General features: G+C 41.2%; 25 protein-coding genes. 16 read left to right on the top strand and 9 right to left on the bottom strand.

Annotation, left to right across the window (positions count from 1 at the left end):
- Nucleotide 1 precedes the first annotated feature (1 nt).
- The 7 genes from G7B18_RS03845 to G7B18_RS03815 all read left to right on the top strand — a co-directional run bounded on the left by G7B18_RS03845 (nucleotide 2) and on the right by G7B18_RS03815 (nucleotide 6,944).
- Nucleotides 2–337, top strand: coding sequence for an L-rhamnose mutarotase (locus G7B18_RS03845; protein ID WP_164108305.1), 336 nt, complete (start codon nucleotides 2–4; stop codon nucleotides 335–337).
- Nucleotides 334–1,998 (top strand): UxaA family hydrolase, encoded by a 1,665-nt coding sequence (locus G7B18_RS03840; protein WP_164108306.1) that lies wholly within the window; start codon nucleotides 334–336, stop codon nucleotides 1,996–1,998. Before G7B18_RS03845 ends, G7B18_RS03840 begins: the two co-directional genes overlap by 4 nt.
- A 215-nt stretch (nucleotides 1,999–2,213) precedes the next feature.
- Nucleotides 2,214–3,518, top strand: a complete 1,305-nt coding sequence (locus G7B18_RS03835; protein WP_164108307.1) for an alpha-L-fucosidase — start codon at nucleotides 2,214–2,216, stop codon at nucleotides 3,516–3,518.
- Between the two features lies 1 nt (nucleotide 3,519).
- Nucleotides 3,520–4,284, top strand: a complete 765-nt coding sequence (locus G7B18_RS03830) for an SDR family NAD(P)-dependent oxidoreductase (protein WP_164108308.1) — start codon at nucleotides 3,520–3,522, stop codon at nucleotides 4,282–4,284.
- Between the two features lie 138 nt (nucleotides 4,285–4,422).
- Nucleotides 4,423–5,277 carry a fumarylacetoacetate hydrolase family protein gene (locus G7B18_RS03825; RefSeq protein ID WP_164108309.1) on the top strand — a complete coding sequence of 285 codons (855 nt, stop codon included), beginning with the start codon at nucleotides 4,423–4,425 and terminating at the stop codon, nucleotides 5,275–5,277.
- A gap of 46 nt (nucleotides 5,278–5,323) precedes the next feature.
- A complete protein-coding gene (locus G7B18_RS03820; protein ID WP_164108310.1) occupies nucleotides 5,324–6,154 on the top strand; it encodes an amidohydrolase family protein in 831 nt (276 codons plus the stop codon).
- 1 nt (nucleotide 6,155) lies between these two features.
- Nucleotides 6,156–6,944, top strand: coding sequence for an SDR family oxidoreductase (locus tag G7B18_RS03815; protein ID WP_164108311.1), 789 nt, complete (start codon nucleotides 6,156–6,158; stop codon nucleotides 6,942–6,944).
- A 51-nt stretch (nucleotides 6,945–6,995) separates the two neighbouring features.
- Here the strand turns inward: G7B18_RS03815 and G7B18_RS03810 are convergent, their stop codons facing one another.
- The 5 genes from G7B18_RS03810 to panB all read right to left on the bottom strand — a co-directional run bounded on the left by G7B18_RS03810 (nucleotide 6,996) and on the right by panB (nucleotide 11,956).
- Nucleotides 6,996–8,054, bottom strand: a complete 1,059-nt coding sequence (locus G7B18_RS03810; protein ID WP_164108312.1) for a patatin-like phospholipase family protein — start codon at nucleotides 8,052–8,054, stop codon at nucleotides 6,996–6,998.
- A 63-nt stretch (nucleotides 8,055–8,117) separates the two neighbouring features.
- Complete coding sequence (locus G7B18_RS03805) at nucleotides 8,118–8,903, bottom strand: murein L,D-transpeptidase catalytic domain family protein (RefSeq protein ID WP_164108313.1); 786 nt, start codon at nucleotides 8,901–8,903, stop codon at nucleotides 8,118–8,120.
- A 162-nt stretch (nucleotides 8,904–9,065) separates the two neighbouring features.
- Nucleotides 9,066–10,124 carry a L,D-transpeptidase gene (locus G7B18_RS03800; protein ID WP_164108314.1) on the bottom strand — a complete coding sequence of 353 codons (1,059 nt, stop codon included), beginning with the start codon at nucleotides 10,122–10,124 and terminating at the stop codon, nucleotides 9,066–9,068.
- A gap of 405 nt (nucleotides 10,125–10,529) precedes the next feature.
- Nucleotides 10,530–11,129 (bottom strand): hypothetical protein, encoded by a 600-nt coding sequence (locus G7B18_RS03795; protein ID WP_164122101.1) that lies wholly within the window; start codon nucleotides 11,127–11,129, stop codon nucleotides 10,530–10,532.
- Nucleotides 11,130–11,140: 11 nt separating this feature from the next.
- A complete protein-coding gene (panB, locus tag G7B18_RS03790; RefSeq protein WP_164108316.1) occupies nucleotides 11,141–11,956 on the bottom strand; it encodes a 3-methyl-2-oxobutanoate hydroxymethyltransferase in 816 nt (271 codons plus the stop codon).
- A gap of 382 nt (nucleotides 11,957–12,338) precedes the next feature.
- Here panB and G7B18_RS03785 point away from each other — a divergent pair, with 382 nt between their 5' ends.
- The 7 genes from G7B18_RS03785 (at nucleotide 12,339) to G7B18_RS03755 (ending at nucleotide 17,755) form a co-directional block, all read left to right on the top strand.
- Nucleotides 12,339–13,082, top strand: a complete 744-nt coding sequence (locus tag G7B18_RS03785) for an RluA family pseudouridine synthase (protein ID WP_164122100.1) — start codon at nucleotides 12,339–12,341, stop codon at nucleotides 13,080–13,082.
- A 12-nt stretch (nucleotides 13,083–13,094) separates the two neighbouring features.
- Nucleotides 13,095–13,709, top strand: coding sequence for a TlpA family protein disulfide reductase (locus tag G7B18_RS03780; RefSeq protein ID WP_164108318.1), 615 nt, complete (start codon nucleotides 13,095–13,097; stop codon nucleotides 13,707–13,709).
- A 160-nt stretch (nucleotides 13,710–13,869) separates the two neighbouring features.
- The gene (pyrF, locus tag G7B18_RS03775; RefSeq protein WP_164122099.1) at nucleotides 13,870–14,703 is read left to right on the top strand and encodes an orotidine-5'-phosphate decarboxylase; all 834 of its coding nucleotides are present in this window, start codon (nucleotides 13,870–13,872) and stop codon (nucleotides 14,701–14,703) included.
- Between the two features lie 142 nt (nucleotides 14,704–14,845).
- Nucleotides 14,846–15,700 carry an ATP-binding cassette domain-containing protein gene (locus tag G7B18_RS03770; RefSeq protein WP_164108320.1) on the top strand — a complete coding sequence of 285 codons (855 nt, stop codon included), beginning with the start codon at nucleotides 14,846–14,848 and terminating at the stop codon, nucleotides 15,698–15,700.
- Nucleotides 15,684–16,496 (top strand): hypothetical protein, encoded by an 813-nt coding sequence (locus G7B18_RS03765; RefSeq protein ID WP_164122098.1) that lies wholly within the window; start codon nucleotides 15,684–15,686, stop codon nucleotides 16,494–16,496. The genes G7B18_RS03770 and G7B18_RS03765 overlap by 17 nt, the downstream gene beginning before the upstream one ends.
- On the top strand, nucleotides 16,497–16,874 hold the full coding sequence (locus tag G7B18_RS03760) for a GntR family transcriptional regulator (protein WP_079642332.1): 378 nt from the start codon (nucleotides 16,497–16,499) through the stop codon (nucleotides 16,872–16,874). It abuts the gene before it with no gap.
- Nucleotides 16,875–16,876: 2 nt separating this feature from the next.
- Nucleotides 16,877–17,755, top strand: coding sequence for a hypothetical protein (locus tag G7B18_RS03755; protein WP_164122097.1), 879 nt, complete (start codon nucleotides 16,877–16,879; stop codon nucleotides 17,753–17,755).
- Nucleotides 17,756–17,788: 33 nt separating this feature from the next.
- Here the strand turns inward: G7B18_RS03755 and G7B18_RS03750 are convergent, their stop codons facing one another.
- The 4 genes from G7B18_RS03750 to G7B18_RS03735 are packed head-to-tail and all read right to left on the bottom strand — an operon-like array spanning nucleotide 17,789 to nucleotide 21,289.
- Nucleotides 17,789–18,598, bottom strand: coding sequence for a phosphate ABC transporter ATP-binding protein (locus G7B18_RS03750; RefSeq protein WP_164108323.1), 810 nt, complete (start codon nucleotides 18,596–18,598; stop codon nucleotides 17,789–17,791).
- Nucleotides 18,553–19,407 carry a PstA family ABC transporter permease gene (locus G7B18_RS03745; RefSeq protein ID WP_164122096.1) on the bottom strand — a complete coding sequence of 285 codons (855 nt, stop codon included), beginning with the start codon at nucleotides 19,405–19,407 and terminating at the stop codon, nucleotides 18,553–18,555. The genes G7B18_RS03750 and G7B18_RS03745 overlap by 46 nt, the downstream gene beginning before the upstream one ends.
- On the bottom strand, nucleotides 19,407–20,294 hold the full coding sequence (gene pstC, locus G7B18_RS03740; protein WP_164122095.1) for a phosphate ABC transporter permease subunit PstC: 888 nt from the start codon (nucleotides 20,292–20,294) through the stop codon (nucleotides 19,407–19,409). The genes G7B18_RS03745 and pstC overlap by 1 nt, the downstream gene beginning before the upstream one ends.
- Complete coding sequence (locus G7B18_RS03735; RefSeq protein WP_164108326.1) at nucleotides 20,291–21,289, bottom strand: PstS family phosphate ABC transporter substrate-binding protein; 999 nt, start codon at nucleotides 21,287–21,289, stop codon at nucleotides 20,291–20,293. Before G7B18_RS03735 ends, pstC begins: the two co-directional genes overlap by 4 nt.
- A gap of 168 nt (nucleotides 21,290–21,457) precedes the next feature.
- Here G7B18_RS03735 and G7B18_RS03730 point away from each other — a divergent pair, with 168 nt between their 5' ends.
- Together G7B18_RS03730 and cobA are read left to right on the top strand one after the other, a co-directional pair.
- On the top strand, nucleotides 21,458–23,557 hold the full coding sequence (locus G7B18_RS03730) for a HEPN domain-containing protein (protein WP_164122094.1): 2,100 nt from the start codon (nucleotides 21,458–21,460) through the stop codon (nucleotides 23,555–23,557).
- A gap of 16 nt (nucleotides 23,558–23,573) precedes the next feature.
- Entirely contained in the window at nucleotides 23,574–24,341 is a 768-nt protein-coding gene (gene cobA, locus G7B18_RS03725; RefSeq protein ID WP_164122093.1) for a uroporphyrinogen-III C-methyltransferase, read from the top strand.
- Nucleotide 24,342 lies beyond the last annotated feature (1 nt).

Genomic DNA, 24,342 nt, shown 5'->3' with positions numbered 1-24,342 from the left:
TATGAAGACACATGCACTGGCATTGGATCTACAGAATGATCCTGTTTTGATTGAAGAGTACGAAAATTATCACCGGGCGGTATGGCCAGAGATAAAAGAATCTATACTGAATGCCGGTATCGTTTCGATGGAAATATACCGCTTTGGAAATAGGCTTTTTATGTTGATGAATGTAACTGATGACTTTAGTTTTGAGCAAAAAAGAGACATGGATGCCGCTAATGGTAAAGTCCAAGAGTGGGAGGCATTGATGTGGAAATATCAACGTGCTATTCCTGGCGCTAAAGAAGGCGAGAAATGGGTGATAATGGATAAGATATTTGAATTGAAATCATGAATAAAGAGAAAATGCTGTTTTTGCAAATCCATCCAAAGGATAATGTATTGGTGGCGCTGAGCGATCTTTCTAAGGGTTTTTCGGTTAATTTTGAAGGGCGGTCTTTTGAGTTGCAGCAAGATGTTCCTGCTAAGCACAAGTTTAGTATACATGCTTTTGCAAAAGATACTGAGGTTTACATGTATGGAGTGCTTGTAGGAAAGGTGAATCATGAATTGAAAGCCGGGGAACCGCTTACGGTAGACAATCTACGGCATGCATCTGAGGGTTTTAAGTTGGGGAATCGAAAGTTAGATTGGCATAAACCGGATGTGTCTAAAATTTCAAACCGTACTTTTCGCGGTTACCACCGCAGCAATGGTGCTGTCGGAACAGCCAATCATTGGCTAGTCATTCCACTGGTTTTCTGTGAAAATAGAAACGTGCTGACACTTAAAGCAGCACTTGAGGAAAAATTGGGTTATGCGTTGGATAGTAAAGATTATTCGGATGAGGTTGATGAGCTGATCGCAAGGTATAATGCAGGTGCGTCTGTAGAGGAATTACTTCAGGTAGATCTTTCTTCTGCCCGGGTAGATAAATCTAAAAATCGCTTGTTTCCCAATATCGACGGTGTCAAGTTTTTGAATCATGACATGGGATGCGGGGGGACGAGAATGGACGCTGATGCCTTGTGTGGTTTGTTGGCAGGGTATATTACACACGCCAACGTAGCAGGGGCCACTGTGTTGAGCCTAGGTTGTCAGCATGCCCAGGCTTCGATCTTAAAGGCTGAAATATTAAAAAGAGATCCCAACTTTGATAAGCCGTTGTTTGTCTTCGAACAGCAGTTGGAAGGCACAGAACAAGAGCTGATGCAGAAAGCCATTAAGGCAACATTTACCGGAATGGTTACGGCCAATCTACAGGAACGTAAGGAGGCGGGATTGGATAAACTATGCGTGGGATTGGAATGTGGCGGTTCGGATGGCTTTTCGGGGATTTCTGCGAATCCGGCTCTAGGGTATTTGTCGGATATTATCGTTGCGCTCGGTGGTTCAGTTATACTTTCAGAGTTTCCGGAGCTTTGCGGTGTCGAGCAGGAATTGAGTGATCGCTGTATAGATGAACCTACTGCGGAAAAGTTTATGCATCTGATGAAGACTTATAATGCGAAAGCGGAAGCTGATGGATCTGGATTCTATATGAACCCTTCTCCTGGAAATATCCGTGATGGGTTGATTACCGATGCGATCAAGTCTGCTGGAGCGGCCAAAAAGGGAGGTACGTCTCCAGTGGTTGCAGTGGTAGATTACCCCGAGCTAGCTAATGGTCCGGGACTGAATCTTTTATGTACTCCAGGTAATGATGTTGAGAGTACTACAGCAGAAGTTGCCGCAGGGGCCAATGTAGTGTTATTTACAACCGGATTAGGAACTCCGACAGGAAATCCCATAGTCCCCGTTATTAAGCTTTCTACGAATACGGAGACCTTTGAGAAGATGCCAGATATCATTGATATCAACTGTGGGCACATTATAGACGGTGAGGAAACTATAGAAGAAGCCGCTCATCGTATTTTAGATTACGTTATTGCTGTAGCAAGTGGAGAACAGATTGCTAAAGCAGTCAAATTGGGACAAGATGATTTTATCCCGTGGCGTAGAGGTGTATCGTTGTAGTCTTTATATACTAGTTCTGCTACAGATAAGTAGCTGTTGATATAACTATTAAAATGTTGCTTACAGATGAAATACGCATGTTTAGCGAGGCGCAAACACCCAGGAGTATTCCATCCCGAGGTGTCGGTACAAGTTAATGGCAGATAAGAACAAAGCGAGTGGGCCGAGTTCATTGATATCAGTTTGAACAAAAACTCATCAATAATCATACACATATGAAAAAAATTGTATTTGCATGTTTGTTACTGTTTCAGGTGTTCGTATCATCGGGACAAGAACAGTATCAACCGACTAAGGAAAACTTAGCGAATAGAAGATGGTTTGAAGAAGCCCGTTTCGGTGTATTTATCCATTGGGGAGTCTATAGTGTGTTGGGAGATGGCGAATGGGTAATGAATAATCAAAACTTTGGGTTAAATGAATACGAATTACTACCTAAATTTTTTAATCCCATTGACTTTGACGCACGAGAGTGGGCGAAGTTGTTTAAGCAAAGCGGGGCCAAGTATATTACGTTTACGACAAGACATCATGATGGTTTTTCGATGTGGCATACAAAGCAGTCTAATTATAACATCGTAGATGCCACCCCTTTTAAGCGTGATATTGTAAAGGAACTGGTGGATGCTTGCCGCAAAGAGGGTATCAAGGTCATGTTCTATTATTCGTTGCTCGATTGGAAAAGGGATGATTATTTGCCTTTTGGGCGTACAGGTAAAGGGATTATTGGCCGTGATTCGACAAAGGGAAATTGGGATGGTTATGTAAGGTTTATGAAAAGCCAACTGACAGAATTGTTGACAAACTACGGTAAGATAGACGGAATTTGGTTTGATGGTCATTGGGACAAGCCAGATGCTAACTGGCATTACGATGAGATATACAGCCTTATCCATCGTCTACAACCACAGTGTTTGGTAGGGAACAATCATCATATTGCCCCTATTGCAGGAGAAGATTTTCAGATGTTTGAACGGGATCTTCCTGGACATAATACCACGGGATTTGGTACTAAGGCTGAAGATATAGGTGCTCTGCCAAAAGAAGTCTGTGGTACTATTGCGGGATCTTGGGGTTTTGATATTAAAGATCGAAAGCGAAAGACCTTCAAAGAGGTGTTGAGCTATCTTGTTAAAGCCGGAGGACATGGTTCAAACCTATTGTTGAATGTAGGCCCCATGCCGAATGGAGCTATACAGGATTATCAACAGGAACGTTTAAGGGAGATCGGAGCATGGTTGAAGAAGTATGGAGATAGTATTTATGGTACCCAAGGTGGTGATATTAGCCCTACCGATGACTATGCGTTTACGCGTAAGGGGGATGTAGTTTATCTCCATGTGTTGAATACGCAACTCTACACTATTAATGTAGCCGATTTTACAGCAAAAGCTAAGTCAATAGTTTTGTTTGATTCGAAAGACAAAGTAGAATATAAATTAGAAGGTTCAAATCTTCAGATTGTTCTGCCCGTCCGAAAGGGTGATGAACCTTATGTATTAATGATAAACACAAAATAGCATGTCAAAATTAGTTGGAAAAGTGGCCATCGTTACCGGGGGTGGTAGTGGAATAGGGAAAGCCATAAGTGAGTTATTTGCTGAACAGGGGGCTTTTGTACATATATTGGATCTCGATCAGACAGGAAGTGAAGCTGTCGTAGAGGAGATTCATCAAAAAGGTGGGAATGCGATGCTGCACGTATGCAGTGTAGCGGATCAAGGACAGGTTCAGGAAATTGTCTCGAAAATAGAAAAGGTAGATATCTTAGTCAACAATGCCGGGATAGCTCATGTAGGGAATCTAGAACACTGTGCGGAGGCTGATTTTGAGCGTGTGTTTAATGTGAATGTTAAAGGCGCTTACAATGCGCTATACGCGGTGGTACCGTGTATGAAAGAAAATGGTGGGGGTGCGATCTTGAATTTAGCTTCTATTGCTGCGGTTGTAGGTATCTCGGATCGATTTGCTTATTCCATGAGCAAAGGAGCTATCTATGCGATGAGTATGTCGGTAGCAAGAGATTACATGAAGGATAATATTCGATCTAACTCGATATCTCCGGCACGGGTTCATACGCCTTTTGTGGATGGGTTTATTGCAAAAAACTATCCTGGCAAAGAGACGGAAATGTTTGAGAAACTCTCTCAATCCCAACCTATCGGAAGAATGGCGAAACCAGAAGAAATTGCTAAATTAGCATTATTCTTATGTTCGGATGATGCTTCTTTTATCACGGGAAATGATTATCCTATAGATGGTGGATTTATAAAATTGAATAATTAAATCAGGAAAATAGGTAGCTGTAAGCGCTTAACCATCTGCTAATAAATATTATATACATATGGAATAACTCATGTCTGGCGAAGCACAAATCCCTATTACTATTCCATATGACAGATAAAAAAACAAAATTAAATACATATGAAATTAATACGTTACGGCGAGTTCGGTAAAGAAAAAATAGGTGTTCAGGTTGATGGTGTGAATTATGATGTATCTGCCTTTGGCAGTGATTATAACGAACAGTTTTTTGCGGAGAATGGACTAGCGAGATTAGAGCAGTTTGTCAAAGCAAACGAAGGTAAGTTGACCGAGATACCTGCGGACAGCCGATTAGGCTCTCCATTTGCGAGACCTTCGAAGATCGTTTGTATCGGGCTTAACTATAAGGATCACGCTGCCGAAACCGGAGCAGCAATTCCTGCTGAGCCTATTATATTCATGAAGTCTACCACGGCTTTAGTGGGACCCAATGATCATATTGTGATTCCTAAGAATTCAGTAAAAACCGACTGGGAGGTGGAGTTTGGTATTGTAATCGGGCAGAAGGCGACTTATGTGGAAGAATCGGAAGCTTTGGATTATGTTGCCGGATATGTATTGCACAATGATGTTTCCGAACGCGAGTTTCAAATCGAAAGGGGGGGGACTTGGGATAAAGGAAAGGGCTGTGATACTTTTGCGCCTATGGGACCCGTCATGACTACAAAGGAAGAAATCCCCGATATCAATGACGTACATCTCTGGTTAAAGGTGAATGGTAAGACTTATCAAGATGGAAATACAAAAAATCTGATTTTTTCTGTACAACATGTTGTTTCTTATGTTTCCCAATTTATGACTTTACTGCCAGGTGATGTTATTTCAACAGGCACACCAGCAGGAGTGGGCCTCGGTTTTAATCCGCCGATTTACCTCAAAGAAGGTGATGTTATTGAACTCGGAGCAGATTATTTGGGCGAGCAGCGTCAGGAAGTTAAGGCTTGGCGCAAATAAGGATTAGAAACTAGAGAATAGTAATTAGAGACTAGAAAGAACTGAAATGAAAATAGATTGTCATCAGCATTTTTGGTTGTATGATTCGGTCAAAGATGCGTGGATAACGGATGATATGAAGGTTATTCAACGTGATTTTTTGCCGAATGATATCTCAAAGACACTTAAGGATAATAGAATAGATGGGGTTGTCGCCGTCCAAGCCGATCAGTCTGTCCGGGAGACAGAATTTTTGGTAGAACTTGCGACAGCCTACAAAATGATCAAAGGAGTCGTCGGGTGGGTCGATTTGCGTGCGGATGATATCGAAAGTCAGCTTCTAAAGTTTTCTGATTTTCCTATTATCAAAGGATTTCGTCATATTGTTGAAGGAGAACCTCAAGGGGACTTTTTGAGTCAACCTGAATTTCTGCGCGGCATCAAGGCACTGACTAAATATAATTATACGTATGATTTATTGATTAGACCAAGGCATTACGCAAGTACTTTAAAATGTGTTACTGACAATCCAGAGCAACAATTTATGCTGGATCATATGGCCAAACCGGCTATCGCAACAGGAGAGTTTGCTGAGTGGGCCGCATTTATTACAGCGCTCTCTGCTTTTCCCAACGTGTACTGTAAAATTTCAGGGTTGGTTACCGAAGCGGACTGGAAGGCCTGGTCAATCGGAGATTTCGAGGTATTTATCAAACACGCTATTGACTCGTTTGGTAGGCAACGGATCTGTTTTGGCTCAGATTGGCCTGTTAGTACACTCGCCGCTACATATGCGCAAATATTGGAAGTTTCGGAAGCTTATCTAGAAGGTTTTACGGATATAGAAAAAGCTGAGTTTTTTGGAGGTAATGCCGTTAGATTTTATAATTTGAAATAATATGGATCTTAATTTGAGAGAAAAAGTTTTTATCGTAACGGGCGGAGCAAAGGGGATTGGCCGTGCAATAGTACTGGCTTTGGCTAGGGAAGGTGCTATTCCTGTAATTGTCGGGCGTAGACAGGAAGACAATCTAGTGGTCCAACACGAGGTTGAAGCTATTGGAGGTAGGTGCTTGTCTATAGAGGCCGAGTTATCAGAGCCGAGTGCATGTACGCGTGCCGTAGCCCAGACACTACGTGTTTTCGGAAGAATCGATGGATTGGTCAATAATGCCGGACAGAATGATGGTGTGGGATTGGCAAGTGGAAGTTACGAAAGTTTTGTGGCTTCTTTACATAAAAATTTGATTCATTACTACTTGATGGCCCATCACGCATTGGATGCCCTGAAAGAAGCTAAAGGGGCTATTATTAATATTAGTTCCAAAACAGCGGAAACAGGGCAAGGGAATACTTCGGCTTATGCGGCGTCAAATGGTGGACGGAATGCGTTAACCAGAGAATGGGCGGTAGAGTTATTACCTTACGGTATACGTGTGAATGCGATTATTGTGGCTGAAGCAGCGACGCCACAATACGACACCTGGATAAAGACATTGAATAATCCCGAAGAAATGTTGAAGAAAATCACCGATCGTATTCCATTAGGCAATCGAATGACTACAGCGGAGGAAATTGCAGATACAGCTGTTTTCTTGTTGTCCAGTAGATCCAGTCATACCACAGGACAGCTCGTTTATGTAGATGGAGGTTATGTTCATTTGGATCGGGCACTGATTAAAGAATAAATATTTTGCACCCTAGTCTGTAGGAGCTTACAGCCTAGGGTTTTTTATACACTATCCTTTGGAAAGGAAATTCCATACCGACTTTTTTCGTCGCTCCACTTCCTTTTGATCATGAATCAGTTCTTTCGCTAGTTTTTCCAGTACCGCTTCATTCTCGCTTATTATCTTATCTGCCAGTGCGACAATTTTTTGGATGTTGGACTTACTTGCGGCATCCATTCCTGGAGCTATGGATGACAAATTATTTGGTTCGATACGAATGTAATTATCGGCCCGATTTACGGATCGGAATAGCTGTCGGATAAAATAATCGTTACTTTCAGATGAACTTGACGTCATGATATCGACTAAGGCCGGTCCGATGGAAATGGCCCACTTTTTCTTGAAATCTTCGTAGTTGTAAGCATTTTTTGTAACTCCGGTTCCTAATGAAAGGATGTGTATGTCGTGTATGTTGAAGGTATTGAAGTTTTTTAAAACTTCAATTAACGCTGAGATGGCCGGGTTATGTGCAAATAGTCCGCCATCGACAAGGACATAGCGTGTGTTAGCGAGAGAGAAGATCTCGGCTACTGAAAAAAAAGTAGGTGCCGCAGAGGTTGCTCTACACACATCCCGCAAATAGAAATCTCTCGAGTCACCGTGAGTTATGGCTTTTTGCTGCCTAAAGAGCTGGTTTTTTCGTAGTTCTATGTTGTAGGCAGTTATGATGCAGGGTTTAATTAATTCACTGAGCTTGGTGTCACCAAAGTAGTCGTATAATACTTTTTCGATCACCTCTTCATTATAGATTTCGCTCACCAGACCAAATTTGCTTAAGAACCTTCGCCAGTTACTTGCATAGAAGATACTTTCGCCATGTTCTAAATAGATATCCAATGCCTCTCTTGCGGAATACTTAGGTTTTGTACGATCTTGGTCTGAAGGATATAATAGTATAGAAGTCAATATACCTCCCGTACTGGTGCCCGAGAAAAAGTCGAAATATTCTGAAATATTGGTTTTCGGATTGCCGCTAAGCTGCTTTAGTCTCTCCTCCAGGGCTACGATTACCATACCGGGGATAATTCCCCTTATTCCACCACCATCAATAGAAAGTATTCGCTTCATTAATATTTTATTGACTTCCAGCTAAAAGTAGCGAATTTATAGCTAAAAAAAAAACAAAGGCGTTTAATTTAAAGATCCTTTTGCTGTTCCAGTTTCACCAATATCTTTTCGAGCGATTAATGTTGTAGGTGCTTTTTTGAAAACTTTTGACTGAGCTAGGTATTCTTTATTATTTGCGTAAATAAACAACATTGAACCGTCTTTTATCGTATTTATTATGGGAGTATTCAGTTCTCTGGGCAATGCGGGACAGCCGTAACTGCGACCGAGCCTCCCGGTAGCATCAATAACCGCCTGACTACTATATGCTGCACCGTGGATTACCACTGCCCGTGGCCTAGCTTGGTCGTTAATTCCCTTTTCTAGTCCGTCAAGTACTAAAGAATAACCATTCCCTCCTTGATAAGTATTCGCGGTTTTATAAAATCCCAATGAACTTTGATAGGAACCGTGTCTGTTTGAAAAAGAAGTCGCATACTTCTCACCACTGTTTCTACCATGTGATACAATAGTATGAAAAAGTACTTTTCTGTTTTTCAAATCAATAACGACCATTCGTTTGTCGGTCGATGGCAATGAAAAATCTATAATACTGATAATATCTTTGTTTTTAAAAGACATATTTTCATACCCGTTCATGGCCATCTCAAATGCTTCAAATTTAAGTTTTCCTTTTAGCGCAATTTCCTGGTATAATTTTTCGATTTTGGATAGATTATTCTCTTCCTTTAAAGAGTCTACATTTTGGATAGTAGCGAGCGGTTGAGATTTTAGTTGATTAGAATGACTATGGATTGCAAAGAGACCTGCAAGTGATATTAGTCCTATAATAGCTATTGTTTTTTTCATATGTGTCTCCCTTGTTCCTTATCTTACATATGGAATACTCATGAGTGTTTTTGCTTAGCGCTAAACATGAGTATTTCATATACATACATTTCCTTCCGTATACAAAGGTCGTTACCAATGTGTTATAAAAATGTTAAGAAATGTTAATTCTTGTCGAAATGGTTAATTTATGACAATTACGAGGGAAGAAAACGGCTTAATCCAGTCATAAACAAACTTTGCATGCGAGGATGCATTCCTAACACACATATGTGATCGAGGGGTGGTACCGAGTGTCCAACTATGTTCGATGATTTTAGCTTTTGGATCATTAGTAGGTACTCCATGGATATATGCACCATTTGTAAATCTGCTGGCCCAAGGAGCATAACCGGCTATTGTTGTAGTGCCATCAGCGTAGTAGAACATCTTGTTTTTTTGTTCCTGGAGTAAATATATACCTACGGGCGTCTCCATGGCATAAGGAGGATTATGCTTTCCAGTTGTTGCAGGATTCATACTTCGGATGATCCATTCTTTTTCTGAGTGTTCTAGAGCACAAATATTTTGATTTGTAACATCAACAACTACAACATGTTTGAAAGTAGCTGTATCACCGATAGATTTGACATAGCGTTTTGGGATATCCCATTCCCCATCAATATTGGTGAGCCCCTTGATTCGAACCATTTTTAACGTATCACTGGATAATAGTTTTACCAACGACCCATCTCTTCCATAAATGGTTGGTGTTTTTGTCTCGCCTAGTTTGTATAAAGGTGCGGATTGGTACCGTTCGGTACCCAAAGTATCGGATACTCTTTTATAAGCATTCCTTTTGAAATTCGCTACCGTAGGGGCCTCTCCATTTCTGTTTTTATAGTTTACGACCAGTCCGTAGTTATTATGTTCACGTTGGAAATTTTCGATATATGCTAGTTTCTCTTTAATCTTTTCCCATTGAAATACCCTAAAAGTGTCCCTGTATTTGTATCTATCTTCTAAAGTGTACTTGTCGTATATCAAATCTTTTGTCAGTACGATATCTGATGCTGTACGTGGTTTAGCTTTTTGTTTTTCTTCTTCTTCTGCTTTTTTTACCAAGGCGATACTATCGAGCTTTATTTTTTTGCTGTCAACGTTTTTGGGTGATGCCTGCCGGTCACAAGAAACAAACAAAGTTAGCGCTATAACAAAAAACATAAAATTACCTGCGCAGCTTATACTAAGTGAAAATTTCATATGTAAATAATTATTTTAGAGTGTTTGTTTTCATTTGTATAAATGAGCTCCTTTCACTTGGTTTGTCTTTTGATCGTCATAGGGAATATCCAAAATATTCTCGTATGTGTTTGTACGTCCTGTACTACATGTATATTTCATATAAGGGCTAATCTTAATAATTAAAAAAGAATATAGCAACGTTTGTACCAAAATCGGTTGAATTTGTGTTTATTTGATCTTTAGCTCTAAAAACAGCTGTTTTCAGCCATTATGCTACATGTAAATTACGTCAAGTACCCCGAAGTGTGTTTCAGTGTGTAAGCACCTATACTCCCCTGGTTAAAAAAAGACGGTACAGCCCTAGCCCTTTGGTGTGTTGTTGGAAAAGCGTAATGAGGACAAGCTGTTTCAGCAGGCATGCCATTAGATGATTGGGAATAATTTAGTTTCTGACTGTCTGCTGAGCGATTTCAATTTGTCAAAGAAAAGCTTATTCTTCGGGTTTTCTAAAAGGAGGTAAGGTAAAAATATCATTTTTGTTCCGATTGCAATCTGGTAATAGCCCAGCAACATACCGTTGTTTTTTTGCACAGCTTGTACCTCACTGAGTTTTTTGATATCCGTCAGCAAGTTGAATTTAATGGAGCTGCCATCCAACCATTCGATGTATATCACCTGTGATTCAGAATCATAGTTTATTTTTTGATTCCTGATTGTCTTAACATGATTGTTGAATACGAAAAATTGGCCGATAAGGTATAGGCTTATCGGTAGCATGATCAGTGCAATTTTGAATTTTGCAGCAATAAGTAGAATGATACATAGTAATATCATACCTGTCCCCACGGTATATAGTACGCGTTTTAATCCCCGTTTTAATAAAGGAGTAGGGATTCCAATCTCTGTCACACCAGGGGATAAGGGGATTTCTTGGACTTTACCGAAATTGAAAAAGTTAAGCCGGCAGAGGATAAAGTATATCAATACCGCCAGCAAAATACCTATAATGATGATTTTACCCAAAGCTTATTTCTTTAGTACTGTTCGTTTTCGTTGGGGTATTCTACCGCTTTTACATCGGCTACGTACTGAGCAACAGCAGTAGTGATCTGTTCGTAAAGATTGACGTATTGACGTAAAAATTTCGGTTTGAAGTCTTTCGTCATGCCCAGCATGTCGTTTACTACTAACACTTGTCCATCACAGCCAGCTCCAGCGCCGATACCTATAGTCGGGATCTGTAGCGATTTAGAAACTTCCTCTGCTAATTGAGCCGGTATTTTTTCAAGAACTATTGCAAAACACCCAGCTTGTTGTAGCGCTAAGGCATCTCTTTTTAGTTTGTCGGCTTCCGCATCTTCTTTGGCACGGACACCAAAACTACCGAATTGATGGATCGATTGGGGAGTTAATCCCAAGTGGCCACATACCGGTATACCTGCCTTTACTATCTTTTTTATGTTGTCGATTATTTCTTCTCCACCCTCCAGTTTAAGCGCGTGGGCGCCGGATTCCTTCATCATCCTTACAGCAGCGTCATAGGCTTTTTCTATTGATCCCTGATACGTTCCAAAAGGCAGGTCTGCCAGTACCATCGCTCGTTGACAGCCTCTAACAACAGCCGCGGTATGATAGATCATATTGTCTAATGTAATAGGGAGCGTTGTTTCATAACCAGCGAATACATTGGCTGCTGAGTCGCCTACCAAAACGATATCTACTCCAGACTCATCTAAAGCTCTCGCCATTGAATAGTCATAGCCTGTCAGCATACTTATTTTTTCGCCACGTAATTTCATTTCTTTGATAATAGAAACGGTAACGCGCTTAATGATTTTATTTACGGACATGATATAAATGTTATGCTGCAAAATTATAAATAATATACCGCTGGTCGGCATAATAATGTAAAAACCTTGTGTTACCAACTTGAATTCGATTAATAAACCTTCTTTTGCAGCATCTAAAAACTAGACTGGTTTGCTAGGCATCTGCCTTCGGCTGTCGTCGCTCCTTCTACCAATTACAGATTTACTTTTACTGTCATCAAATCACCGCCGTGTTTATTAAAATACGGACCTCTCAAAGACAAATAAGAGGCGTCATTGCTGGGCTACAAATCGATCTTATAGCAACATAGCTATAAAGTCCATCAATAAATATTGATATTCAGTAAAATAACAATCGAACTCAGGTTGCTAAATAATCGGCTAGTTTTTATATTTTTGTATTATGATTCAAAACGATACCCGTTTATTTAAATATCCAAAATTCAGTGATCTTATTATTCACGAAGACGACAACCTTATTGTCATAAACAAGCCCCCATTTATAGCTTCCTTGGACGAGCGTGAAGGAGGTGAGGTTAATATTCTTCGCTTAGCAAAGCGGTATTACGCGGATGCACAGATCTGTCATCGATTGGATAAAGATACATCCGGCATACTTCTGATTGCTAAGAATCCAGAAACTTACCGTCTTGTCTCTATCGAATTTGAAAAACGAAGAGTAAATAAAGTATATCATGCCATTATACAAGGCACGCATACATTTGACAACCTGAAAGTTGATCTTCCTATTCTGAATCAGGGAAATAAAAATGTAAGTATCGATCGGGCCAACGGGAAACCCGCTGAGACAATTTTTAATAGTATTCGTTATTTTAAACATTTTACATTGGTAGAGTGTAAGCCTATAACCGGCCGCATGCACCAGATACGCATACATCTGGCTACCCAACATGCTGCTATTGTTGGAGATACAATGTACCGTGGTAAACCCGTATATCTATCTCAGATCAAGAAGCGTGGATTTACGATGTCGAAAGACGAGGAAGAACAGCCTATCATGAAGCGTTTTGCTCTTCACTCGAAAAGGACCGATTTTATCATCGATGGCAAGAGTTACTCCTTTGAGGCTGATTACCCGAAAGACTTCGCAACTTTGTTAAAACAATTAGAAAAATTTGATTCCTAGTCGATAAGCGTTATGGCGGATAAAAAGAAAGTAAAAAATATAATTAGCTGGGTGGTTTTTGTTCTGGCAATGGGGTTTATTTTATGGTCGCCAAGCCGGATTTTTATCCAACAGCAGCTGATGAAAATAGGTTTTTTTAAACCAAAACTGGAAAAACCTGTTGAAGATGCCACTTTGGCAAAATCCGAAGTAAATCCAAGTGCAGCTGTTGCGGCAGTCGATAAGGCCTCATTCGTCGGTGCTGATAACAAGATATACGATACCGAACAGCTTCGGGGAAAGGTATTGTTTATCAATTTTTGGGCGACCTGGTGTCCTCCATGCAGAGCAGAGATGCCGTCGATTCAGACATTATACGATAAATTCAAAGGCAATGACCAGATAGAATTTTTAATCGTGGAGATTGAGGGAGACGTCGAGGGGACGGATAAGTTTTTGAAAGAGCAGGATTTGCAGCTTCCTATTGTATATCCAAATGGGGAGATTCCTACCAACTGGTTAGGAGGTTCTATTCCGACTACTGTCATTTTAGACAAGAACGGAAAGATTGCGGCCAAGGAAGAAGGTATGTACGATTATTCTACGAAAGAAGTAGAAGAGTTTGTTCAAAACTTGATTAACCAATAATAATTAAATGAAATATCCATGTTACAGAACAGTATAAACACGAATGGCCGCGAAGAAGCATACACTTTGCAACAAAATCGTGTATAGTATACTTTGGATATTCCATAGGATCATTAAAAGTCAAACCGAGTTTGCGAGCTCATGAAATAATTATTTACTTATGAATAGACAAGAGCTCATAGAGCAGATTAAAGAAAAGCAATCCTTCCTTTGTGTGGGATTGGATACAGATATTACGAAGATACCGGAACATCTCTTAGAAGAAGAGGATCCTATTTTTACGTTTAATAAAGCTATCATCGAGGCTACTGAAGATCTTTGTGTAGCGTATAAGCCCAATATTGCATTTTATGAGAGTTATGGTGTAAGGGGCTGGCAGTCTTTACAGAAGACCTGGCAGATAATTCCTAAAAGCTGTTTCAGTATCGCTGATGCCAAACGAGGTGACATCGGAAATACCTCCAACATGTATGCGCAGGCTTTTTTTGATGAAGCAGTTTCTGGAATGGGGTTTGATTCCATTACGATAGCGCCCTATATGGGGAAAGATTCGGTGACCCCTTTTTTGGATTTTGAAGGCAAGTGGGCTATCGTGTTGGCATTGACCTCTAATGAAGGAAGCAAGGACTTTCAGAATTTTTCGAACAGCAGTGGTAAACATCTGTTTGAAGAGGTCATCGATAAGGTGAACTGTTGGGGTACAGATGAGAATCTGATGTATGTGGTGGGAGCGACGCGTGGAGAAGCTTTTTTGAAAATTAGGGAGCATGCTCCAGATCACTTTCTATTGGTTCCGGGAGTAGGTGCACAAGGGGGATCTCTTCAGGATGTCTGTAAATACGGTATGAATAAAGACTGTGGCCTATTGGTTAATAGTACAAGAGGTATTATATACGCGTCAAACGGCAAGGACTTTGCTGAACGTGCGCGTGAAGAAGCACAGAAGCTCCAAAAAGAAATGGCGCTAGAGCTTATACAGGCTGGGGTGATTTAATGCCGGGCTTTGATTAAAGGAAATATAACAATTTCGTATATGGAGCGACCTATGCATGGTCGCTCCATATTTTTTTATAAGTATTTTTTGAAAGTTGGAATATCTAAACTATATTAGTGTATTATTTAAATAGTACACTAGTATGATAACTATTAAAAACTTAAATTTTAGCTATTCCCGATCCCGTCCTTTATTCACAGACTTGGATTTAAGTCTACAGGGGGGACGGATTTATGGATTACTTGGGAAAAATGGAGCAGGGAAATCCACCTTATTGAAAAACATTGCAGGACTGGTTTATCCTCAAGGAGGGAGCATAGCCGTTCTCGGTAAAGATCCTAGCCAAAGATCGGTAGAAACATTGCAACAGATCAGTTTTATTCCGGAAGAGTTTCATCTACCCGCAGTCAAATCTGATGCTTTTGTAAAGGCAAACTCGGGGTTCTATCCCGAGTTTGATCACCAGTATTTTAAAGAACTTATTCAAGAGTTTGCTATTCCTGTTCATGAACAGCGGTTGGCGGACATGAGTTATGGACAAAAGAAAAAATACATTATTTCTTTTGGTTTAGCGAGTCGAACAAAGTTAATTATCATGGATGAGCCTACGAATGGCTTGGATATACCTTCTAAAGCGCAGTTTAGAAAGGTTATGGCGTCGGCTTTGACGGACGACCGATGTTTTATTATTTCCACGCATCAGGTTCGCGACCTGGATAATTTAATCGATACTGTGATCATACTCAATGATCGTAAGGTCGTGATGAATGCTACCATCGATCAGTTGGCCAATGCGTTTTTGTTTCGCAAAATGGTCGAACTTCCTTCGACAGTAATCTATGCAGAGCAAGCTATGGGAGGCTATAATACGATTTCGGTTAATCACGGAGAGGAACATTCGAAAGTAGACCTCGAACTACTGTTTAACGCTGTTTTAGAACAAAAGATACAATTTGAAAACCTTTTAAATACCTCGAACAATGAACAATACGCTTAATAGCCGCCGCCTAGGTATGCTGATTCATAGACAGTGGATTGAATTTGGCAAAATTTACCTGATGTCATTGGCTGTGCTGACAGGTATATTTGTAGCTTTCTATGGCTATAGTATCTATGAGGTATACCGACAAAATGCAGATAACCATGCTTTACAGTCTATGTTGTCTTTTCGCCCTTATCTTTTTGTCTTTATGGGCTTATTATTTATCACCATCATATCGGGAACCTATTTTTCTAATCTTGGGCAAAAGCCTAAAGCTATATTTGAGTTGTTGTTGCCCGCTTCAAGACTGGAAAAATTCAGTGTAGCTATATTCTATACGGTCATTTTGACCACGGTATCGTACCTGTTGATTTTCTTTTTGGTCGATCTAGGCTTTGTCAGTTATATCCGGTCAAATTTTTCTTCTTCATACAGCTATTTCGATCAGGAAAGCGGGCGTGAGGTCGTAGTTGATCAATTGATGTTTTTTTATAAGCAAGAAATCAATCCTAAAGTGTATTTAATGACCTTTTTGCCTTATTTATTAAGCGCCCTTTTCCTTTTGGGATCGATAATGTTTACGAAGTTCCAGTATATCAAATCAGCTGTCTTACTAACGGTTTACATTTTATTATATAGCTTATTTATGCTAAAGGTGATTCAGTTTTTTACACAGGATACTATACGTATTAGTGAAGGAGTGTTTAGTGAAGAGGTATATATATTAAGAGTTATCTGCGTTCTAGGAGTATTGGTGACAGTCGCTGTATGGGGGATTGGGTATTTGAGATTGAAAGAGAAGGAGGTTTAAATGGATTTTAATAACGGTAAGGCGATCTATTTGCAGATTGCAGAACATGTATGCGAGCAGATTATGTTGGAACATTGGAAGGCCGAGGATAGGGTCCCGTCGGTACGGGAGCTTGCTGTTGAGCTGGAGGTGAATCCCAATACGGTAATGCGTACCTATGATTTTTTACAGCAGCGGAATATTATTTATAATAAACGCGGGATTGGTTTTTTTGTTAGTCCAAATTCAAAGAGCGAGGTGCAGGCGTACAAGAAAGGTATTTTTATAGAAGAAGAGTTGCCTCGGGTTTTTAGAAATATCTATTTATTGGATATAGGGCTGGACGAGTTGAAAGATCGTTATCAATTATTTGTAGATCAAAATTTTAAAACAAGTTAGTTATGAACAGAAGTACAAAGCTATTAATCACTTTAGCGATATTACTATTTGTGATACCTGTAGGAGCTGTGGTGTTGTATACGGCATCGACTAATGTAGATTCAAAGGAATATGCAGAATCCGTAAAAAAGGAAGGGCAGGACCCCAATGCTCAGGATCATTTCCTGGTAACCCATAAGCTAAAAACATTTAATAATATCCATATTGCTAGTGATGGGTATAGTTATGTGAACCTGTACTTGGTCGAGAGCAAGGATTATGCTGTAAAGGTGGATAAGAGAAATGAAGGGCATGTTGTATGTAGTGTTGATGCATCTGGAGGATTAAAGATTGAGTCAAATCCGGGAAGTCGATTTTCAATGATATCGATTTATGTATTTGCACCTGTAATCGACGAAGTACACCTGTCGAATATGCAAATCGGAAACCTGGAAACGAATTTAGATAGTCTTCGTATATTTGGTGACCGGATACGTAATACGATCCGATTTGGAGAAAATAAAAAGCTCGAAAGCTTGTCACTATCTTTGACAAATTCCAACATTAATTTAGGAAGTGCTTTGGAGGATTGGGCTCCGAATGAGTTGGAAGCTTTAAAGGTATTGTCTCTCAATTTGGATAAAAGCAACCTAGCGTTGAATACGAAAAATTATCATCAGATAGATGCATATTTGAATAATTCTGGGCTTTCAAATGCTTTTTTTGAACAGAATGGGGAAGACAGCGTAAAGTATGCAATCGAAGATCTGAAGCTGACTACAGCAGGTAAGTCGAGAGTGCAATTTAATAAAGGAATTTCGATAAATCGCATTTCCGGAAAACTATCGGATAGCACGGTCACAAGTTTACCGATATCACTACTCCGAGATCTTATCAAGTAATAAAAAGAGAGGCTGTTTAAACAGCCTCTCTTTTTAACTTATAAAGCCCTTTACATATTGTTGGGTGAGTTCATGCTGTGGGTTCAAAAGAATATCTTCCGTTTTTCCAAATTCTATTATCTCGCCGTTGTATACAAAAATGATGTAATCCGAAACCCGACGAGCCTGTCTAAGGATATGGGTTACCAACACAATAGTATAGTCATTCTTTAGATCTATCAGCAGGTTTTCAATGGTCTGTGTAGATATGGGGTCTAGGGCAGAGGTGCTCTCATCCCCAAGAATGATTTCCGGTTGGACTGCGAGGCCCCGTGCAAGGCAGAGCCTTTGTTGCTGTCCGATAGACAGGCTGGTTGCCGAGCTGTCCAGCCTGTCTTTGACCTCTTCCCATAGTCCTACATTTTTCAGCTGATTTTCAACAATATGGTGCAGTACTTTTTTGTTTCTTTCCCCATGTATCCGCGGGCCATAGGCTATATTGTCGAAGATCGACATAGGCAATGGGAAAGGGCGTTGGGAGAGTAGTCCCATTTTCTTCCGGATATGAGTTACTTCGGCGTCTTTTGCATAGATATCCTCTCCGTTTACGAGTACCGATCCAGATACTTTTACATTCTTACTGTCATCCATAAGGCGATTCAACGTTTTGAGCAGGGTCGTTTTTCCACAGCCTGAGGGGCCAATAATGGAGGTTATTGAATTATTCGGAATATCGAGGTTGATATTTTTTAATATATGTTTGTCTTCTATGTACACATTCAAATCCTTGATTTGTATGTGCGGCAACACAGGGAAGCTTATAATTTGTGTTTCTTCTGTTTGGAAGCTAGAATGTGTGTGCATATGACAATAAATAAAATTATAAATGTTAAAATTAATGCAGAAGCGTACGCCCGTCCTTGAACTTCAGGTATAGGACTGCTCAGCTGAAAAAATATAGCCAGTGGCAATGTCGCTGCCGGTTCATCAATATATAACGGAAGGTTGTCGCTAAATCCAGTAGTAAGGAGGACCCCTGCAACATCACCTATGGCTCGGCCAAAGGCCAGAAGTACAGCGGTGAATATGCCTGGTTTTATGTATTTTAATAATACCTGTGCCGTTTCCCATTTTGTAGCCCCTAGCGATGTGGTTATGTTTTTGAGGTCCAAAGGGATCGTTTTGAGCAATTCGTCCAACGTACGTACCACTATTGGGATGGTGAGTAGCGTTATCGTTATTACGCCCCCCAATAAGGACGCGCGGATACCAAACCACACCATAATGCTGAACGCTATGGCGCCATACACAATAGATGGAATGCCAAATAGCACGTCAAATAATAGTCTGAAAGCCCGCACCATTATAGCGCTTTGATTGCTGTAAATATTCAGATATATGGCTATAGGGATACCCAGTAGACAGGCAAGAATGGTCGACAATCCCGCCAGGTAAAGCGAGCCCAGGATAGCATTTAATATGCCTCCTTCTTTTCCGATGTAAAAGCCTCCCTGAGGAGTTTGGCTTATCATTTCCCAGCTCAGAAAGGGGAGTCCTTTAAATAGGATGATTCCAATTATTAAAAAAAGAGAACCCGTTATAGATATCCCTGAGAATTGCATCAATAGTTTCGCAATTTTTTCTTTTCGTAATCTTGATTTGACAGTTGACATTAGACTTTTCCCTCCAGTTTATTTAGAATAACACGCGAAATCAGGTTGAACCCGAAGATGATGACCAGTAATAGTAGTGCCGCAAACATTAAAGCCGCATCATAACGGGGGATGGACATCATCTCTCCGAAGTTGTTTGCTATCAATGCCGGAATTGGGTAGCCCGCATCAAATAGAGATTTTGGCACCTGCGGAATATTCCCACAGACCATCAATACCGCAATAGTCTCTCCGAAAGCCCGCGATATAGCCAGTACTACGGCAGCGATTATCCCAGGTCTTGCTTTTTTGATGATTACTTTTTGTATCGTTTCCCATTTGGTGGCCCCTAGAGATAGTGATGCGGATTTTAATTCAGCAGGGATTGTTTGCAAGACCTCTACCATAATACTGATCATAATCGGGAAAATCATGACCGCGAGCACCATTCCTCCCGATACTACAGAGTATCCCGATGTCGAGCTTCCGAAAAAAGGACCGATATAATTTCCTATTAGTGGTACGACAAATAGAACGCCCCAGACCCCATAGAGTACGGGAGGAATAGCGGCCAGCACATTCATCAAGGGGAGCACGGTATTCCGGAGCCTATCGGAGGCATATTCGACAAGGTATAAGGAGGCCAGGATACAAAGAGGGACTGCTATCGCCAGCGCGATCACAGTTACCCACACCGTGCCCATAATAAATGGCAGGAAGCCGAATTTTCCCCTTAACGGCGACCAGATACTATCTGTCAATATAGAAAATAGACTTTGATCCTCGAGAAGGGGCAGCGCTTTAACGGTTAATCCAATACATATAAAGGCAATTACGGATAGCATTAATATAAGCAACGTAAGAAATGCTCTTCGTATCCATAGGTCCTTCCATAGTCTTATTCTCATCGGTTCGTTATTTTATTGTTACTATTCACTGTATCCGCTTTGATTTTTTCTAATTCGGTAGTCCGTTGTGCTGCGGTCATGGGCACATACCCGTTCGCGAGCAGGTGTTCTTGTTGTTGTTTGTCGAGGACAAATCGGATAAATTCCCGCATCAGTGGGTTTATATTACCCTTCTTAACGACAAATGCCAAAGGCCGTGAAGGTGGGGATGGGTATTGTCCCGCTGCCACTGCGCTAGTCAATTCATCAATAGTACCGTAAAAGCTTTCCTCTTTATCTATTTTGCCATTGGCATTCTGGTCTAGCGGAATGACCGCTATGTTTTCCGCCGTTCTTTTGCTGGACAGGTCGTATACATAATTAATGTTATTGAAGCCGATCGACGTTGGTTCATCTTTGATGGCCTGTGCCAAACCGGGATCGCCGAATATGCCTACACCCTTTAGGTCTTCTTGGTTCTGTCCGAAAAATTTGGCCCATGTCTCGGCTGCTCCCGCAGCATCAGATCTTACGTAAGCGCGGATGGGGAGATTCACAAATTTAGTATCGATATCACTCCAGTTTTTATACCGTTGTGTTACGAAGATACCTTCCAGTTCCTTCTGCGTCAAGCCCCGCTCTCTAATGAGGTTTGCATTTGGATGTTTAGCGTTGTAGGTGCCCAGTACGGCATCTTTTGCTACAAATATGGGGAGGGCCCCATTTGTTAATTCCTGTTGGTGCAGATCTCGCGACACCAGACCTATATCCATCATATCGGTCAGCACATCAGTGATCCCTTTTCCCGCGCCTCCGGCAGAAATATTAAAACGTACATTCGGGTGTATTTTCTTAAAATCCTCACTCCATAAAACGACAATTGGGTACAAAGCAAAAGCACCAGAAATAGATATATTTCCAGAATAACCAGTCTTGTTATCATAGCTGTTTGATTTTTTTGGCGCACAGCTTAATAAGGATAATGTTATCAATACACTGATAGTTAGTTTGTTCATTGTCTATTTTTTGACTTTGGTAATTTCAGTTCATCTCTTTTTTTACAAATATATACTAATTTGGTAGATTATGTAGTTATTATAGTTTTTCTTTTATACATTTGTTTCGTCGTTCATGAAAATACAGGAATGGCAAGCTAAAGATTAATGATGTTTTAGGTAAAAAATATGCAGAGTTTTCGTACTGAATTAGAGAATCCTATTGTCGAGCAGGAAATAATTGAGCTAGATAGGAAGATTAGGGCTTACCAGGAAGGGAAGTTGCCCGAGGAAAAGTTTAGATCGCTTCGTTTGGCAAGAGGAGTGTATGGACAGCGTCAAGCAGGTGTTCAGATGGTTCGCATTAAGTTACCTTTTGGGAAGGTTACATTTAAGCAATTGCTGAAGATTGCCGCGATCTCTGACGAGTACGCGAGCCGTAACCTGCATCTTACCACAAGACAGGATATACAGATTCATTACGTAAGCTTAGATAAAACACCCGAACTCTGGGCCAAATTGGCGGCTGATGATATTACGCTTCGGGAGGCCTGTGGTAATACCGTTCGCAATGTTACGGCTTCGGCGACGGCAGGGGTAGGCCCCGACGAACCTTTTGATGTATCGCCTTATGCCCAGCAAACATTTGAATACTTTCTGCGCAATCCCGTCTGTGCGGAGATGGGGCGTAAATTCAAAATAGCCTTTTCATCATCAGATAAAGATACAGCATTCTCCTATATACATGATTTCGGATTTATCCCTAAGATCAAGCTGGTTGATGGCGTAGAGCAGCGCGGATTTAAGGTACTATTAGGAGGAGGGCTTGGCGCCCAGCCTATCTTGGCGGAGGAAGTGTTCGATTTTCTTCATGAAGATCACATCATACCTTATATGGAAGCTACACTTCGTGTATTTGACCGCTATGGAGAGCGCAATAACCGTAATAAAGCCCGGTTTAAGTATTTAGTCCAAAAGATGGGTTTGGAGGAAGTATTGCGCCTTATAGAGGAGGAAAGAATCGCAAATAAAAATCAGACTTACGTGGTGGATCGCAGCGCGGTAGAATTACCCGAGTTGCCTACCGATAAGGTGGAGCCTACATCGCCTGTAGACGAGACGTCCTATACCTTGTGGAGATCGACCAATGTGTTTCGCCAGAAACAGGATGGCTATTACGGCGTGTATGTAAAGGTTTTGACAGGTGATGTATCGACAGACAAAGCCCGGAAATTAGTTGAAGGCATAAAAGGCCATGTCGCGGATGATATCCGTATTACGCAGGGACAAAATCTACTGTTCAAATATGTCCGCGAAGAGTCGTTGCCTCATTTGTTCAACCTGTTGACTACGCTGGATCTGGCCAAGGCTGGATTTGACAGTACAGCCGATATTACGACCTGTCCCGGTACAGATACCTGTAATCTTGGGATTTCTAATTCTACAGAGATGGCACGTGTGCTCGAACGGTATATACACGAGTTCTATCAAGAGTTTGTAGTAGAGCAACGGTTGAAAATAAAAATTTCGGGCTGTATGAATTCCTGTGGACAACACGGATTGGCCCATATTGGCTTTCATGGCAGTTCGGTCAAAGCGGACGGTAAAGTAGTACCGGCAGCGCAGGTGATGCTTGGAGGTGGTACTGTTGGTGACGGCAAGGGAAGGGTTGCCGAGCGCGTCATAAAGGTGCCTACAAAACGTGTTCTTCAGGTGGTCGATCTGATTCTTTCAGATTATAAGGTAAATAAGGGCGTAGAAGAAGATTTTCATAGTTACTACGATCGATTTGGCAAAGACTATTTTTACAAGCTTTTGAAGCCATTGTCAGATCTGAGTACATTGGCAGGCGAAGAGTTTATCGACTGGGGGCATCAGGATACCTTTGCGACAGCGATAGGTGTTGGCGAGTGTGCCGGTGTGGTGATCGACCTTGTCGCTACTTTGCTGTTTGAGGCCGAGGAAAAAATAGATTGGGCCAAGCAGGCGCTGGACAAGGAGCAATATGCCGATGCCATCTATCATAGCTACAGTGCGTTCGTGTGGACGGCGAAAGCTTTATTATTGGATAAGGGCATCAACGCAAGTACACAGATCGCCGTGATCGATGCTTTCGATGAGACCTATGTTGCAAACGGTGATTTTCAATTTCCGACCTCCTTTTCAGATCGAGTGCTGCAGATTAATAAATACGAACCATCAAAGGATTTTGCAAAGGCTTATCTGACCCAAGCGACAGCATTTTATTATGAAGGAGCTGAACGGAGAGCGGTTCTAAAGTTGAATTAAAAAAAGAGAATAACGAATGAATACGATACAACCATTTGTCACGCTAGTAGGGGCAGGTCCGGGTGATCCAGATTTGATCACGTTAAAGGGAATAAGGGCGATAGAGAGTGCCGATGTCATTTTATATGATGCATTGGTGAATGAATCGTTATTGTCTCATGCTAAAGCTGGCTGTACCAAGATATATGTCGGCAAGCGTGCCGAGCAATTGTCTACCTCACAGGATTATATTAACCGGCTGATGGTGGATTATGCATTGACGCATGGGCATGTGGTACGGCTCAAAGGGGGCGATCCTTTTGTTTTCGGCCGTGGGGGCGAAGAGCTGGATTATGTACATGGCTTTGGTATTGCCACAGCGGTGGTTCCGGGCGTTTCGTCGGCTATCGGGTTGACCGGTCTGCAGAAAATTCCATTGACCTACCGTGGGATCAGTGAGAGCTTCTGGGTTATTACAGGATCAAAGTCAGACGGTAGCCTGTCCCATGATCTTACACGTGCCGCCGATACAGATGCTACGGTTGTGGTGTTGATGGGGTATGCCAAGTTACAGCAGATTGTTGCGTTGTATAAGTCGCATCAAAAATCGGAGCTTCCTATTGCGGTCATTCAAAATGGTTCTTTACCCAATGAGCGTATCGCATTAGGAACTATCGATTCTATCGTGGCAGAGGTCGAGAAATCTAATATAGGCGCCCCTGCTATACTCGTGATCGGCGAAGTGGTACGTAAGCATGAAGCATTTAATGATTTGCGTAAAGAGATTCAATGTTTGGAAGGATAAA

It is taken from the genome of Sphingobacterium sp. xlx-130 (assembly GCF_011007405.1).
GTDB classification, from domain to species: Bacteria; Bacteroidota; Bacteroidia; order Sphingobacteriales; family Sphingobacteriaceae; genus Sphingobacterium; species Sphingobacterium luzhongxinii.
This window is presented reverse-complemented; position numbering and strand designations above follow the sequence as displayed.